Annotated in this window: 12 protein-coding genes; 2 read left to right on the forward strand and 10 right to left on the reverse strand. The window is 35.3% G+C overall.

Annotation, left to right across the window (positions count from 1 at the left end):
* Nucleotides 1-208: 208 nt before the first annotated feature.
* From AACZ88_RS07575 to AACZ88_RS07605, 7 genes are all read right to left on the reverse strand, one after another.
* Complete coding sequence (locus AACZ88_RS07575; protein ID WP_339708554.1) at nucleotides 209-394, reverse strand: hypothetical protein; 186 nt, start codon at nucleotides 392-394, stop codon at nucleotides 209-211.
* A 266-nt stretch (nucleotides 395-660) separates the two neighbouring features.
* A complete protein-coding gene (locus AACZ88_RS07580; RefSeq protein ID WP_339708556.1) occupies nucleotides 661-1,791 on the reverse strand; it encodes an HlyD family efflux transporter periplasmic adaptor subunit in 1,131 nt (376 codons plus the stop codon).
* Between the two features lie 164 nt (nucleotides 1,792-1,955).
* Complete coding sequence (locus AACZ88_RS07585) at nucleotides 1,956-4,148, reverse strand: peptidase domain-containing ABC transporter (protein WP_339708558.1); 2,193 nt, start codon at nucleotides 4,146-4,148, stop codon at nucleotides 1,956-1,958.
* Between the two features lie 7 nt (nucleotides 4,149-4,155).
* Nucleotides 4,156-5,427 carry an amidohydrolase family protein gene (locus AACZ88_RS07590; RefSeq protein WP_339708560.1) on the reverse strand — a complete coding sequence of 424 codons (1,272 nt, stop codon included), beginning with the start codon at nucleotides 5,425-5,427 and terminating at the stop codon, nucleotides 4,156-4,158.
* Between the two features lie 5 nt (nucleotides 5,428-5,432).
* Nucleotides 5,433-6,578 carry a hypothetical protein gene (locus AACZ88_RS07595; protein ID WP_339708562.1) on the reverse strand — a complete coding sequence of 382 codons (1,146 nt, stop codon included), beginning with the start codon at nucleotides 6,576-6,578 and terminating at the stop codon, nucleotides 5,433-5,435.
* A 124-nt stretch (nucleotides 6,579-6,702) separates the two neighbouring features.
* Entirely contained in the window at nucleotides 6,703-6,912 is a 210-nt protein-coding gene (locus AACZ88_RS07600; RefSeq protein ID WP_339708564.1) for a hypothetical protein, read from the reverse strand.
* A gap of 640 nt (nucleotides 6,913-7,552) precedes the next feature.
* Nucleotides 7,553-7,837, reverse strand: coding sequence for a DUF2188 domain-containing protein (locus AACZ88_RS07605; RefSeq protein ID WP_339708566.1), 285 nt, complete (start codon nucleotides 7,835-7,837; stop codon nucleotides 7,553-7,555).
* Nucleotides 7,838-8,128: 291 nt separating this feature from the next.
* Here AACZ88_RS07605 and AACZ88_RS07610 point away from each other — a divergent pair, with 291 nt between their 5' ends.
* Complete coding sequence (locus AACZ88_RS07610; protein ID WP_339708568.1) at nucleotides 8,129-8,581, forward strand: PA2169 family four-helix-bundle protein; 453 nt, start codon at nucleotides 8,129-8,131, stop codon at nucleotides 8,579-8,581.
* Nucleotides 8,582-8,769: 188 nt separating this feature from the next.
* Here the strand turns inward: AACZ88_RS07610 and AACZ88_RS07615 are convergent, their stop codons facing one another.
* Nucleotides 8,770-9,141: a hypothetical protein gene (locus AACZ88_RS07615; protein ID WP_339708570.1), complete on the reverse strand. Its 372-nt coding sequence runs from the start codon at nucleotides 9,139-9,141 to the stop codon at nucleotides 8,770-8,772.
* 151 nt (nucleotides 9,142-9,292) lie between these two features.
* Here AACZ88_RS07615 and AACZ88_RS07620 point away from each other — a divergent pair, with 151 nt between their 5' ends.
* Nucleotides 9,293-9,952 carry a DUF4403 family protein gene (locus AACZ88_RS07620; protein ID WP_339708572.1) on the forward strand — a complete coding sequence of 220 codons (660 nt, stop codon included), beginning with the start codon at nucleotides 9,293-9,295 and terminating at the stop codon, nucleotides 9,950-9,952.
* Nucleotides 9,953-10,435: 483 nt separating this feature from the next.
* Here AACZ88_RS07620 and AACZ88_RS07625 read toward each other — a convergent pair whose 3' ends face one another.
* Together AACZ88_RS07625 and AACZ88_RS07630 are read right to left on the reverse strand one after the other, a co-directional pair.
* The gene (locus AACZ88_RS07625; protein ID WP_339708574.1) at nucleotides 10,436-11,701 is read right to left on the reverse strand and encodes a T6SS effector amidase Tae4 family protein; all 1,266 of its coding nucleotides are present in this window, start codon (nucleotides 11,699-11,701) and stop codon (nucleotides 10,436-10,438) included.
* Between the two features lie 21 nt (nucleotides 11,702-11,722).
* Entirely contained in the window at nucleotides 11,723-15,946 is a 4,224-nt protein-coding gene (locus tag AACZ88_RS07630) for a hypothetical protein (RefSeq protein WP_339708576.1), read from the reverse strand.
* Nucleotides 15,947-15,948 lie beyond the last annotated feature (2 nt).

Below are 15,948 nucleotides of genomic sequence, written 5' to 3' on the forward strand. Positions count from 1 at the left end.
CCGTTAAAGACAGGGCTTATTGGAACTGATTATGATACCAAGCCCAAAAGGCAAATGGATTAGGTTTTGTCCATTTTCCTAACGATATAATCGATTTGTGCAATACAAATGCCTTTGTATTCATATCTAAACTCAGGCATCCATTTTAAAAAATGACTAGCATCATTTGGATCAGCAATTCTAGCCGTTTCGCTCCGGCCAAAAGTGGTTACCGTATGATTTCCTTGGTAACTTTCCAGAACATACCAATATTTGGATCTTTATGCTCGATTGTTGCTGTGCGAACCAAACTACCTTCAATTTGTGGCCGGTTACGTTTTACAATAATTCCATCGGGATTAATGGGATATTCCTTTTCAACCCAGGTCGCACCAAACTTTTCTAAATGGGGCACCAAATCTTTTGTTCCAGAAAATATTAATCTGTTTTTCGCTCAACATCTTGGTGACCTTTTTTCCGTTGTGATGAACCATTGAATATCCGACGGGGCAACCAAAACCATATGGACTATTACCACCAGAATTATAACTCAATGCTAATCGTTCAAGAAAATGGAAATAATTTTGATCCGAAGAGGTAATATAGTTGAGAACGAACTAAAATTTAGTATGGAATAGCTTATACACTGCATGGCTTTATAGTTAATATTTGAGCCTAGAGTCATTGCTTGAAAATATCTTTAAATTGATAAAATACCCGTTCAATAAGCCTTAAATCTTCTGTAATGATTTCTGCAATTCCTTGCATTTCTTGTTTAAAATCAACCTCTTTACCATGAGTAGTAATTAACTTTTTAGGCAATTCTACATCTACGAGGTAAAACCCTTCAGTATTAGGAACAAGTGAAATATTTTTTACTTTTCCTTTAAGAACCCCGAATTCATTATCAGGATAACTGCTTAGCTTAATATTTACATCTTGTCCAACTTTTACTTTCCCCGAATTCAAGATGGGTGCCTGGACTTTACAGATATATGAAGCGTGGCTTTTAGGAATAATGGTAAAAACAAAATCGCCGATATTTATGGCTTGGTTTTTATTCCAAATTTTCATAAATGAAACTTTTCCGTCTATATTAGACTTGAATAAATATCGTAGTTCCCATTCCTTAACAGCTGTTTTTAATTGGTCTAATGACTGTATTACTCCCTTAAGTAGGTTAATTTCATCTCGAGTGTTATCAATAGATGTTTGTTTTTTTAAATTACTTGTACTCCTAATATTCTCTTTGATTTGAGAGATAGAAACACTTATGTTTTTATAGTTTCTTTCAGATTGAAGATATTCTAGCCTCTTATTCTCAAATTCTTGAGCAGAGAGTACACCCTTGTTAAATAATGTTTTTGTTCTATCTAAATCTTTCTGTTTAAATACTATTTCTTCTTCGTTTAGTTCTTTTTGGTTTTTAAGGGTTTGCAATCGATATTTTAATTGGGACAATACGTATGCATTGGTCAGGTCATTATTTAAAAAAGACTGGGATTCTTTATTTAAAATATACCGCACATAATTGTTCTCAAATAATGAAAATTCGTTTTCAATATCCCCTAAAAATAGCATGGGTAGATCATCCAATGGAAAATAAAAGGTGGTTTGAGTAACATTTAAGGTGTCCAAAATAGATTTTAGATAAACAACATCTTTATAGTTGGCCGTATTTTCGATGAGGGCCAGAGGGGCGTTCTTCTTAACTTCTTGGTAGTTTTCTACAAATACAGAATCGATTTTGCCAGAAACCCGGGCAAATTCTTTCTGAGGTGGAATTTCAGTAGTGAGTATGGCTTGGGCCATAACCACGTCTGGATACTTTATTAACCACGACAGAAACAGAACGACCAAAATAAAAGCACACAATATGGTATTTCCCCATCTAAATAAGGATCTAGGCGGTTTTGAGAGTACATCTTTGACCTCTTCGCTATATATGTTTAATTCTTCGTTTAGCCCTTCCATGATTATTTCCCTAATTCTAGTTGGTTTTTTACCAGATCATAATACTTTCCACGTATTTTAGTTAACGCTTCATGATTACCTTCTTCCACGATTTCCCCATTTTCCAAAACAATGATATTATCTGCATTTTTAACGGTACTTAAACGATGTGCTACTATTACAGATGTTCTGTTCTTTATAAATTCATTAAGATTTTCCATAATTACTTTTTCATTATTGGCATCGAGTGCACTGGTAGCTTCGTCAAAAAACATGAAAAAGGGGTTTTTATACACGGCTCTGGCGATCATTAAACGTTGTTCTTGACCGCCGCTAAGTCGTATTCCGGAAGTGCCTAATTCGGTATTGTATCTGTTGGGTAGCTGTTCGATAAACCCTGTTATATTTGAAATGTGTGAGGCTATTTTTAATTTCTCCCGATCAATAATCTCGTTTTGTTCGGACTCGGAAATATTACCCGCAATAGTATCGTTAAAAACAAATGTGTCTTGCATAACGGCGCCACAATTCATTCGCCAGTAATCATTATGGATATTGTTCAAATTATCTGAATTGATTAAAATCGAACCTTTGGTAGGTTCATGAAATTTCAAGAGCAATTTTATAAGTGTTGTTTTACCACTTCCGCTGGCTCCTACAATGGCAGTGGTCTTCCCCTCTGGAAGGATGCAATTTATTTTTTTCAATACGAACGGAGTTGACTTTCCGCCATAGCGAAAGGATAAGTCTTTGATAACAATATCCTTCTTTTTCGGAAGTTCTTTGACCTTCTTATCCTTAAGTTCATCTTCGTCATTTTTGGTATGCACTTGCATTAAACGCTCTAAACTTATTTTGGCATCTTGCCAAACTTGAATGAAGCCTATAAAACTACTTAGGGGCGAATTGAGTTGCCCTACGATGTACTGTATGGATAACATCATACCTAAAGTTATCTCCCCGTTTACAACGGCAGTGGCCGATAAAAATGTGATAAAAATATTTTTTAGTTCATTTATAAAACCAGAGCCGATAGATTGGTATTGTGCAAGGGCAAGAGAGCTTATAGATGTTTTAAATAAACTTATCTGTATCTGTTCCCATTTCCATCTATTTTTTCTTTGCGAATTATTTATTTTTATTTCTTTTACCCCATTGATTATTTGCACCAATGATGTCTGACTTTGCGAACTTTCATCAAAGCGTTTAAAATCTAACTCTGCTCTTTTCTTTAAAAAAAAGAAGGTCCATGAAACGTAGAGTATAGCTCCAATAAGAAATGCAAAGAATATCTTCATACTATAAAAAGCTAGCACAAAGCCGAATACGATAAATAATGCAATAGAATATACCATTCCGAACGTAGAGGAAGAAACAAAATTCTGAATTCTGGTATGGTCTTGTATTCGTTGTAAATGCTCTCCGGTATTTCTGGTCTCGAAAAAGTTAATCGGAAGCTTCAACATTTTATATAAAAAATCTGAGATCATTTTTATATGAAATCGATTTGTGATGTGTATTAACAACCATTCTCTAAATATGCGCACTAATGTTTGCGATACAAAAAGTACTAGCTGGGCAATTAATATTAAATAGATGAAAGGAATATTTTGCGTATTTACCCCCGTATCAACTATTGATTGCATTAAAAAGGGAGTAATAAACTGTATCGTAGTGCCAAGAAACAAACCAATTAAAAGTTGATAAATCAACTTCTTATACGGTTTTACGTAAGGAAATAAAAACGAAAATCCTTTCTTCTTGGATTTATCCTCTTCAAGCGTATAGAAATTAGTATTGGGCTCCAGTATTAAAACAAAACCTGTACCATCGGCAGTATTTGTCCAGGCTTCCAAAAACTCTTTATGGGCATATTCTAAAAGCCCCTGAGCTGGGTCTGCAACATATATCTTTGTTTTAGAAGTTTTATAAACAACTACAAAATGTTTTTGCCTCCATGGCACTATAAAAGGTACGGGAGCTTCATTAACTAAACTATCTAATGCAACACGCATGCCTAGTGTTCGCATTTCAATAATTTCGGCGGCATCTGCAATACCGGCCATCGTAACCCCTTGTCTTGTGATGCTCGCCGTATCCCTTAAAAACTCCCGAGAGAAGCTCTTTCCATGAAACTTGGCAATCATCCTCAGACATGTAGGCCCACAATCACGATAATCTAATTGTCTATAAAAAGGAAACTTTTTCTTCGCCATCTGAATCTTAATTTTGAATTATCGATTCAGACAGTTTGTTCAAATCATCTTTATCTAAAAATTGTTTATTGATGAATACACCTTCTATGGTTTTTAAAGTGTTACTATTTTTTAATGGATTATCATTTACTACGATAAAATCGGCATCTTTTCCTATCGCTATTGTTCCATAATTTCCATTAAAAAAAGTGGCGAAATTCCTGGTGGCCATTTCAAGAATTTCAAAATTACTTAAGCCTGAATTTTTGAGTAATTCAATTTCGCCAAAAACGCCGAAACCCGAAACCATGTATTTAGAAGAACTATCAGGACTTAACAACATCTTTATACCAAGACCATGTATTTTTTTGATAACCTGATACTTTAAATCCAGCTTTTTAAGTTCACCTTCAACTTCTATTTCATACGCTGTTTTTCCTATCTTTTCTCTATATTGTTTTGTTTTATCGATCCAATCATCTACTATTTCTTTTTGTATGTATTGCATTCCGGGCTGGTTGCGCAATTCATCATAAGAATACCTGCCGGACCCGATACTATACCAGCTTAATGTCGGGCAAATAAAGATGTTATGCTCCTTGATTTCTTCAAGTCTGTTCGCTGTTAGCTCTGGCAATTCTGTTAATCCCCCTAAATGTTCAAAAGAAGTATAGTTTGATTTGAATACTAGGTCATCTGAAACATTGTTTGGAAAATGCCCGCCTATGCTGATATTATTAATCTTGCATACACTATCTAATTGGTTAAAAAGGATATCATCCTTAATGCTTAAAATTTTTATAAAATCAAAATCTTTGGTTTTATCCATATACTTTTCCAATTGCTCGCTAGTAAAATCATCTTTTTGGGATATGGGAGGTGCCGAGAGATATAATTTGGGGAAAACCGAGGTTTCGGAATTATATTCATTTCGCCATTCAAGATGATTCCAATCCCCGCGCATAGATCGAAGTTTAGTGACCCCATTGATTAGATTTAAAATCAAGAATTTTTCCAGGTCATCCTTGTTTTCCGGAAGATGTACGTGAGCATCGGACAACGAGGGTATGATAAATTTTCCTTTTAAATCTATGCTATGTCTCGCTTTAATTAGATGAGTCTTCGTGCCGGATATTTCCTTGATAATTCCATCTTTGACCAAAATGTTTTTATGTGCCAATAGGGTATCATCCGCCATTGTTAGTACAGATGCATTCTTAAATAAGTAGTCTACCTCATACGGTTCTTGGGCATGAAAAGATTGGTTTATGAACCACAGTAGTAGTATCAACTTTCTCATAGCAGCTAAAAATTAAATAGGCCCGATTCGTCCATTTTTAAAAAATCTTCTAAAGGGTTCAGTTTGCAAAAGTCGTCGTACCTAAAATCTACATCTTGATTGCTTAAATCGAATTCACTTTCAAGTTTTGCATATTTATTTAAAATTGTTTCACACTTCGTATCCATCTCCTTATAAAATGCAATTCCTTTTTCTGTATATACCTCGTTGAAATCTAGTAGTTCTAAGCCAGTTCTGAAACGAGAAAACTGGTCGGCCAATCGGCCTAACAACTCATGTTTTTCGCTACCGTCAAACACATTTTCGCACAGTAGTTTATCAAAACATACCACACGCTTCGTGACGGTGAATAGCCCATGAAAAGCACCATAGATAGTTCTGTAATCCCATTGCTCTTTTGTGTAATCTCGCATTACGCCATGGTCTACATCAATTTTGAAATATTCATTTCTGTGATGTAAAACATAGTATAAATAATTATGCGATCCCTGATGAATAAGTTCTTCGATAAAATAGATAAGATTATTGCCTTCGATGACATAGAGATATAACATTCCCAAAGTTTCGACCGAGGTGAAATTCAGTATTTTAGAATTGTCGTGAAGGTATATTCCTTTGTTTGCGAACACCAATTCTTTATAAAAATCAGGAAGGTGCTTTTTGATGACCGCTATGGCATCGAACAACACTTTGTAATGCTGTTTCCAAACAGAATTATGCACTGGGTGTTGATTCATAATATGCCCTTTGTAGAACTCCACAAAGTATTTCTCTAAAGTAGGATGTACTTCTTTGACAATTTCAAAATCACCTTGAATTAAGATAGGTTCATAAGGCTTGTCTTCACCCCTTTTAAAATAACCCATGTTGGGTATATAGGAGATGTTGTTTTTATTGAAGGAGTAGGTGACTTTAACTTTCTCCTTTTTTATAAAATAACCTTGAAGTATTTCTTCCAAAATTTCTTTTGGAAATAGGTTGTCTTTTTCACTATTGAAGTAAGAGAACACTATCGAGTTTAGGTAGATGTCATCATTGTCAAAGTCTAATTTCTCTAATAGTTCAGAAAAATTTTTGTACAGCAGTAGCTTGATGGTATTGATAAACTCATTTTTTACTTCTACGGGAAATGCTTCAATAGTCCTGTTCATAATTTTTAGTTTAAGTGAAAGAAAAATGAACGCTAAATAGGTGTTTGTTCTCTTTGTCCGGAATATTTTTGAGGATAAAAGGAAATCCCCTAGAACTTATCTAGGGAATTTCTTTTTTGGTTAATTAAAAGCCAAAATTTATGGCACCAAGACCCGATTGTACCTGGAATGAACCAAGACCTGTTGAGTATCGGTCGTCCCACTTGATATCTGATGCGCCACCTTTACGACCGTGACAGGCATTCTCTAACCCACCAGAAATGGTATTCAACAATTCATCGGAGGCCACAGCTTCTGCTCTTTGTTTAAGAGCGTCTAAAGATAATTTACTCATAATATTAAATTTAAAAATACTGCCTACTCTATTAGCTTTTCGGCTACCGCTTTTTAAAACAGTACTGTTATATTGATGGCAAGCTAGGAAAGTATTGAATATTACGTAGTACATTTCTTATGGCTTGCAGTGAATTCTGTGTAGGTCGCATAGAACCTTTTGAAAATGATAAAATGAATGAAGTATGCTGGAGACCTCGGTAGAAATGTAGTACAAGAGGAGTTATACACTAAGGTGGCTTTATGTTAAGAACCTAATTGGTATTCGGTATTTTATGAAATACTAGTGGTAAATGTTGACAGTAAATTTGTGTCAATTAGCCTGCTAACCCCTGTAAAGCGGTAAAAATTTGTGGCAAATATCAATTTATGGTAGACTTCAAAGGATTTTTACTGCCAACTAGAGGTCAACAATAACCCTCTTATAAAAACCACTATCAGAGACTAACGATTTTAAAAAATTAATGATGGTATGATTCGAGGTATTGCAAGTGCGCCCTATTTCGATTTTACTTGACACTTATCTATCGGATGCTATAAGATTGAAACCATCCCGTCAATTCGGGGCGCACAGGTAAATTATGGTGGATTTGGGAGTGGAAAAGTCTTTGGATCTCAATTTTTTTTGGTCTATTTAATTCTTAATCATCATAACTTATTCGATCTCGAATACCGCCACTCACCCGGTGAATAATGACATCGGCCTTGTATTTCCGAGCTAATCTTTTGGCCTTGTTGATGGCCGTGCTCTGTTTGCGATGTTTGCTCGTTACACGTTGGTTGCCTTCACGACGTACGGCCCAACCCTTTTCGTAGGGTACCACATGTTGGTGCCATGTCCGGCCTCGTTTGTTTTTTTGCGCGCTGTTGAAAAAGACTTCCAAGAGGTCTATAAGTGTTCGTAACCAAGATTTGACGTTTGACATATATGATCATTGTTGTTTCGAAGATACCATTATTCCTTGTTTTTCGATTGAAGAAAAAGAGGTGGTGCAATACATAAAAAAATTAAAAATCAGGTTTTTGAACCATTTTTGAGGCATAAGAGAGAACAACGCCCTTCAAGGTACTGTTTTTAATAATTCGGATTCTATTTGTGGCTTTTACAATCAAAAATTCAGTGTATTGGGTCATTCCGTATCTGGGGTTTTGAATACATTGAGCAAAGGCCGCAAACAGTTGGCCAATAATATCATTAAAACACAAATTCGGATACTATGAATACAGATGTAAAAAAAATCGAAAAAAGATTGCAGGAAGTCGTTGAAAAAAATGAAGATGCCATTAAGGGTTTCGACAAGGCGTCCGAAAATTCCAAGGATGAGGCCATCAAAAGTTATTTTAGGGGAAGGATCGAAAACAGGAAGCTTTTTCTGGTACAGCTCAAAAACGCAGCTTCCGGACTAGATCTGGGCGACGGTGACATCGATGGAAGTACCAAAGGGAGCATACACCGTACATGGATGGATGTAAAAGCCTTTTTTTCGGGTGATAATGATGAAGCTATGCTCGAAGAGGCGGTACGCGGTGATAAAGCGGCCATCGAAGAATACAATGAGGTGCTGGCCGAAACGCAGGTTCCCGCCCGAATTAAGGAAATTTTAAGAGAACAGCGTGACTTTATTCAAAACGATCTCGAGACTTCAGAAATTCTAGAAGAACATAAGTAGCAATAATTGATTAATACAGAATCAAATTTAAATGGCGGGTCCCTATCTAGGGCCCGCTTCTTTTTTTTTGGAGGATTCGCTCCGCAAAGACATTCGCAGAAAATGCAACTACTTGGTTTTTATCGGCTAAAATACCACGAACAGGGAACCTAAAAGCGAACTGAATTTCCGCCTAGCTTTTCTACAACTCAAGAATTCGCCATCAAATGTTCCACATTTTCTATATTGGCCCTATGATATGCAACAAGCCGATTTAACGAGAGGGAATAGCCAAGGTTTTTGATGGTGGGGCTGTGGTCGCTTTTAACAATATCATGAAGGTTTTCAGTGATTTCATTGACTATGGAGTCCGAGGTGTTGCCAGGATTGACCTCCATTTTCCGTAGCATCTGGGAAGTCTGTTCTTCGCTCGTGCAACTAAATTTCGCATAACTGCTTAGAATAGTTTTCACTTTTTCATTGAGAAAACTGATATCACTACCATCGAAATAGGTATTTACCTGTTTGGCGATAGCATATAGGTTGCTCAGTTCTTTTCCTAATAATTCTTTCTTGGTCATATCATTTGATTCAAGTTCATATTTTTCTAACCCGAAATTTGGGTCTTTGGGAAAAATAAATATTCAAAGGCAATTCAGCGAGCCCATTACATACAAATAGTGACCCATTTGGCGCTTTTTAAGATTACGGATTTAAAGCGTTCAAGACAAATTGTTTTCAAGTACAAATACTGTTCAAAACATCATACCTTCAAAGGGAATAAACATAGATATGAAAAATATACGGTTAACACTTCCCATAAAAATTCCTTATCCCGTCTTGCGACAGTTGTTGGAAACCAAGCTCATTGGAATGGAAATCGGGACGGGTGAACGAAAAAGGGGTCAAATTTTACGCTTGGGCCTACAGGTTAGCCCATTACCGGAATATGATATAATCTTAGGGCTACGCGTCGGTCTTATGCGTAAAGTGTTGTGGACCAAAGAAGTGCCCCTCTATCTTCACGCTGCCCTGGCCTTTGATGCCGAATCGGGTCGACTGTCGGTAGGCGCTTTTAAAATCGATTTTGGAACTAAGAATGTTGTGTTGGACAAGGTCCTTGCATTTTTGGCCAATCGCATGTACTACAGGAAAGTGCTCGACAAGGCATCCGTTAATTTAAACGAAATGATAGCCTCGAAAATGGCACTATTGAACGAAAAGTTGCAATCGGGCATTCCCTCTTCACAAGGGATAGTTTTTAACGGAAATATGGAAAATATAATGATAACCGGAATTGAACCGGGTCCGGAGCATATCGTCGTGTATGCGAATTTTAAGGGCAAGGCGGAAGTAACCCTACAAAATCTTCCCGATATGGACTTTATATGATAATTTTTATTTCAGACTGATGGCTGTGCTCTATTTTCGATGATGTTAGGCTCATATAGATATTAGGAACAAAATTATCTTCCTAGGCCAAGAAAGCTTCGGAAGGCATGGGCCCCTTTGTAAAATAAAAGATGAATGTTGGTCGGTAGATTTGCATCTACCAGAGCCCTACGAGAGATAAAATACCCGAACCATTATATACAAACATTAAAAAAAAAGCCCTCCTTCGCTCGTCGCTTTGCGCGAGCTTAGGAGGGTGTAAGTGGAGCCGGAGGCACTAGAACTTTACTCGGAAATCGCTTGTATATTGGAGTTTTCGGAGGGATGGATTTTTGTGCTCACCGAATAGGTGACTTTCTAAAACTTCCGATTCCTAATTGAAGAAAACTTTGCAATTATGGAATATAGATTCATAGTTTCTATCTGTCATAGAAAAAATACCTAAAGCTTATTGAAGTCTTGAACTTTCAAAAACTTAAGGTTTTAATCAAGCTCCCAAAGCTCTATGGTTACTGCACAGTTAGTGTCCCCAGGTGGACAATCTGATAAGCATTTTTTTCCATCCCATAAATCCACGTGCCCAAATGCTGTAATGGGATTTCCATTACAGCTCCTTGGAAAAGTATAAAGTATAATGCCTTGTTTTATTGGGATATTATTTATTTGGTTAAATTCTTCTACAGATGACATACTCATTCCCCAATTACTATCACCTAAGACTCCATTCAAAAAATCCCTCATTGTGGGAACATTGACAGTTATAAAATTGCCATTACTATCCTTATGATTTCCATTTGAAAACTCTTGTTCAATTTTTAATTTGGTTTTATTCAGAGCTACAGACAAGCGAATGGCACATGTATTTCTATAATTTATTGTGTCAGGGAGTAACTCAGGCCATCCTCCTTTTAATATTTTTGTAAACAGTTTTTCTCTATCGACCTCTTTTTTTATGGGAAATGCTTCTTTAAGTTCAGAAAATGTAATTTTTGTTTGTTGAGGTATTTCTGGATTTAGACTAATCTCTTTAGAATTCCTATTGGTTCCTCCTCCCCATATATCACCAAAAAGTGCACAAGGTGTGCCTAAGGGTAAATTTTGGAACATATTTTGCCATTCATTTCCTGGTGTCCTTACATAGGCTTCGATAGCTGGAAAATTACCTGCGGTTAAACTCATTTTTATTTTTGATTCGTTAGGCGACCAAATAATATCAAAACTATAATCAATCGAGGGTGTAACATATTCACCAACAACAGGAATAATATTTATTACGGTCTGAACTTGGCCAATTATTTGCACCTGTCCGTCCGCAAAATATGGTTTGCCTAAATGGTCTCTTTCAATAATTCCAGTTGAATAATTGTTCATTTTTCCTGTTTCACAATCCATGAACTTGGTTATTCCCTTTATACTTGATCTGTTTTTTTTTGGCGTTATCTCTACTTTTTCTCCTTCCATTTGAATTGTAAATTTTGTTTCGACTCGTGAGGTAAGTGAACAATCTGTAGAAAAACTTCTATCGTCTGTAGAAAAACAGGCAAAAGTTGGGCGATTAAATGGGCAAGCAGTTAACTTTACTACTGACCCTTTACCTCCGACTTCTTTTATATAATCACCAGCAGCCCCAGAATTTTCGGCATTCGGAATAAAGGCTCGTATCCATATTTCAACAGATTTCTTTTGGGCAAAAGTTGTTTGGGAGAATATGATAACAACAAAAACAAATAGAAATTTAATTACCCGCATGAATTTCAATTTTTAATTCAATTAAATTTTAAACCTATCCATATGAATAAGTCGAAGCCCTTTAATTCGTTCATCGAATAATGGGTTTAGATCAATGAAAACTTGCCCTAATGAAATATCAATAAATTCGCCTAGATTTTCATTTTGGTGTGTTTCAAACTCATATACCTCAACAAATTTTCCATTGATTGCTTGTATTTTTACTTCTCTTTTTTTTGTTAAAAGTGCCTTGCCTGTATTTTCGATATCAAGCGATTTAAATTCATGATAATCTGTTAATAGGTCGCTGCTGTCAGTACTAATATTGTAAAGTTCTTTCTTAGAGCGTCGATTACTTACCAATATGGCCATTAGCTTGCCTTCGTAAGTGGAGGTGCTACTGTTGTAAACCTTAAATGTTTTTCTTTCTGCACCCCTCAATTTTTGCAGGCCAAATCGTTTTGAATTGTAAATTGGAGTGATAATTGGCTCTGTTATATTCGAATAGGTCGTCTTTTCATCTTCATATAGTCCATTTGCAATTTTCAAAACAGACAATCTGATGAACGCGGTTTCTTTTTGCTCCAATTTTTTAAAAGGAAGTATAACCTGCCATTTTTTTATTGAGGTATTATAAAACGGATTACAATGTAATATTTCGTATTCTTCCCCATTAATTAAGTGTATCTCTGTATTACCAAAATATTTTTTTAGTTCTTCATAATTAGAATTGACATTGAGATATTCCTTCAAATTATTGGTAGACCATGAATCTTTTTCATTCAATTTTGTGATGTCTTCTCCAATGGCGGATACATCATCATCAATCATGTGATTACAATTTTCATCTATTTTACTTAGAATAATACCCAACTTGTTTTTACCCTCACGCATAAAATCCCTTTCCATGGTGATTCGCAATAATTGCTGGGTATAATGTTCTTTTATAAACTTAGAATCTTTATCACGCCACCTATCATCCAATTCAGATAATAAAAGTATGTCGGTCTCTACTTTGGGAGTAGTTGGTTTCACATTATTGGGAATGCTTAAACAAAGAATACTGCCTTTTGTGCCAATGTCAAACTCTTTTAAATCTTCTTCGGGGTCTCTAAAGAATGCTTGCATTGCTGATGATGCAAACAAGCGGATTCTTCTTTCTACGGCAAATGGATTTTGTTCTTGACCGATAACAATATGCTCAGCAGAGCGCGAAAAGTCTATAAAGTGTTCATCGTTTTCTGATAAAATCATCGAGAGAAAACCTGTCGATTCAGAACCTGGAACGAAACCATCGGTTATAAAACTATTTTCCATAAACTCAAGCTCAGAGAACTCCAGTTCGTCACTGATTTTTACACTTTCTAAATTGAGATAGGGATAGACCAATTCAGGCAATTCGAGTATTTTCTCTTCACTGCCTTGGATAATTTTGAGCTTAAAGAGGTTGATTATGATGTCGAAAAAAATGTGGATTTCAACTTCCAAATCTTTATCTAAATCAATCAAAGTTTCCTTATTCAAATGAATTCTCAAAATCGGCCCGGTTTCGCCATTGTTGGCATACCCCACTTTTACACGTGTTTCATTGGCAATTTCCATCTGAAATACTAACTCGTTATTTTCAATATGTTTGGAGGGGAGTTTAAAACTTAATTTATACTCTTTTGGATAAACCGTTGGTACTAAACCTGAATCGGAAGTAACGCTACCCTCCTTTTGTAAAAACATCTCATAAGGATATTCATCATTTAGCAAATCGTCATCGTATCTATTCACTTGCTTACACCCTAAGATTTCAGAGTTTATATATTCTCTTTTCAGTTGCTTAAGATTGTCTTCCCTAAGTTTTAAAGAATAGGCCTCTTGCAAGTATTTTATTGAAAACATTGATATGTCTTCGTAGCTATTTTCGTTGACATTAGTTTCTAGTTTAAATTCAAAAGACCATTCATTTAGGTTCTCATAGCGTCTCTTAATTTTAGTATTGTCAATTACCTCCTCAATGAACTCCCTTTTTGCCTTTGGTGTATCTGGATAATCAACAATGGATACTTCTATCTTTGTTGGACCTGATAAAACTTTTGAATTTAGGCGATTAGATTTTAAATAGAACACATGCTGTCCTTTACCCAAACCTTTCTTAAAAACCTCGTCCCCTTCAAATAACAAATGATATGTATCGGCTTGCTTTTTTACTTTAAGCTTTTTACCTCTGGTTTTAGTGTAGTATGGATAATTGGATGAAAATTTGAAAGTATTCTCTTTTTCCCAATAATTCAATGAATTTGTGGTTTTTAAATCACCCGGGTAAATGACTAGGTCACTTGCCCTTAAATCAGCCAGATATTGTACTTTATAATTTAAGTTTTGACAAGTTTTAGGTTTTTCGCCGGAACGTTTTTCCAATTGCATACAGTCCTTGGCAAATTCCTTCGCGTCTTTATAATTAAGCATTTCTTTTGAAAGGTTCCCTTCAAATTTGAAATCCTGGAACTTTATTACAGGGGGATATATTATTCTGGTCTCTTTTTTTTCGTTTCTGGTAGCATCAATTACAAAATGTGTGTGCCCGTCTACAAATCGACTACCTGCATTTTCATAGCACTTTCTTCCAATAATTGTTGGGGCTAAAATGGATGGTTTATTTAATTGATATTTTTTTCCTCCAAAAGAATTGTTCCAATCAATATGATTTTCATTATCGAAGATTTCCTTTGCCCCAAAGATATCCTCAACAGTAATCATATAATTGACTTGAGTCTCATCAACCAATTTCAATTCTTTTTTGATAGGAATATAGTAACCCGTAGGCATCACGTACCTCAGATAAAAAGCATACTTTAAAGAATTTAGCAATTGAACATTGCCACCGGGAACATACGTTTGTTTGGTTTTGAAACATTTTTCTTCTATAAAAATGGTTTCATCATAGTATTCCAAGTTTGACTTGTCCAGTTTTTTTGGAGTCTCTCTTTTTTCTACATTTCGATTAACCAATAAATTATTTCCATTCCATCGCGCAAAAAGATTGGTTCTTGTGGCCTTATTACCGATAACAATATCGCTTTTAGGGTACATAATGCCCGATGTCAATACTGAAAAGTCTATCCCACCCTCTTTAACCAACGTAACAATATCGCGATGAATACTAAGTGAATTGAATAAAGGTTGATTAGGTTCGCCTTCTTCAGGTCTTAGAGACGAACTAATTACATTAAATCCGCATCGATATTCCTTGCATTCAAATGGATCTCGTTTTTTATCTATTGTATTCTCTTGCGTACCCCCTTCAGTTGTATGATATATTCCCTTGAGAAAGAACCCTTCTGGGTTGGATTTTATGTTTTTGGAATTTGAATCCAACTCACTTTTGTAGGAATCAAATTGATCGATATATGTTTTTTTAAGGTGGTCATTAGCTAGAAAGGGAGTAAATAGTCCGTTATAAAATTTTTCTCCGATTTTAAAATACAAGAATGGAAACTCTTCTCTACCATCAATTTCGCAATCCGAATTGGTATTGCCTACATTATTTTCTGGTAGCGGTAAAGAAATTTTATATTTCTGTTTAGATTCAAATACATTTTCAATCGTATTGATTGGAATGTAAAAACTACGAATGACCCCATAGTAAGCTTCTGCAACTATTGGATGGTCTAAAATGTGATTATAGAGTATGGTGAAATTCATTTTCTCATTACTATCAGAGTTGTTTTTCTTGAGAATATCATCTCCGGTTTTCTCCTCAAACAATTTATTGTCATAGTCAGATTTCGCATTTTTATCTTCAATTTCTTCATATTGAGATATAGGGCCATCTTCAGAACCTAACCTATCTCCAATGAGGGTGTATTCTTCTTTGCCTAAAAAATCTTTAAAAGAACAAAAGAGTTGCTGGTTCTTTAGATGACGACCAAATTGGAAATTGTTATAAAAAGTTGAAGTTCGGCTTATAATGTCGGTCAATTCGAATTTATCAACAATATATGGGTTCACATTTTCACCGAAAGCATTCTTGTTTAAATCAAATTTGATTTCATTACTTCTGAGCTCATACCACAAAACCTGCGTATTGATTCTATCCCGTATTTCTTCAAAGTTTTTGCAGTTGATTTTGTCTTCAAGATTAGTTGAAGGATGTATGGTAATTATAGCCTTAAAATGCAAATGAACTTTGTTGTCTAATAATTTAACTCCATTGGGGTAAATTTCAATATTGCTATTGTTGGTAAGATTTCCTGAAGTACTTGTGTAAGTTAACATAT

Source organism: uncultured Kriegella sp., assembly GCF_963975415.1.
Classification (GTDB): Bacteria; Bacteroidota; Bacteroidia; order Flavobacteriales; family Flavobacteriaceae; genus Kriegella.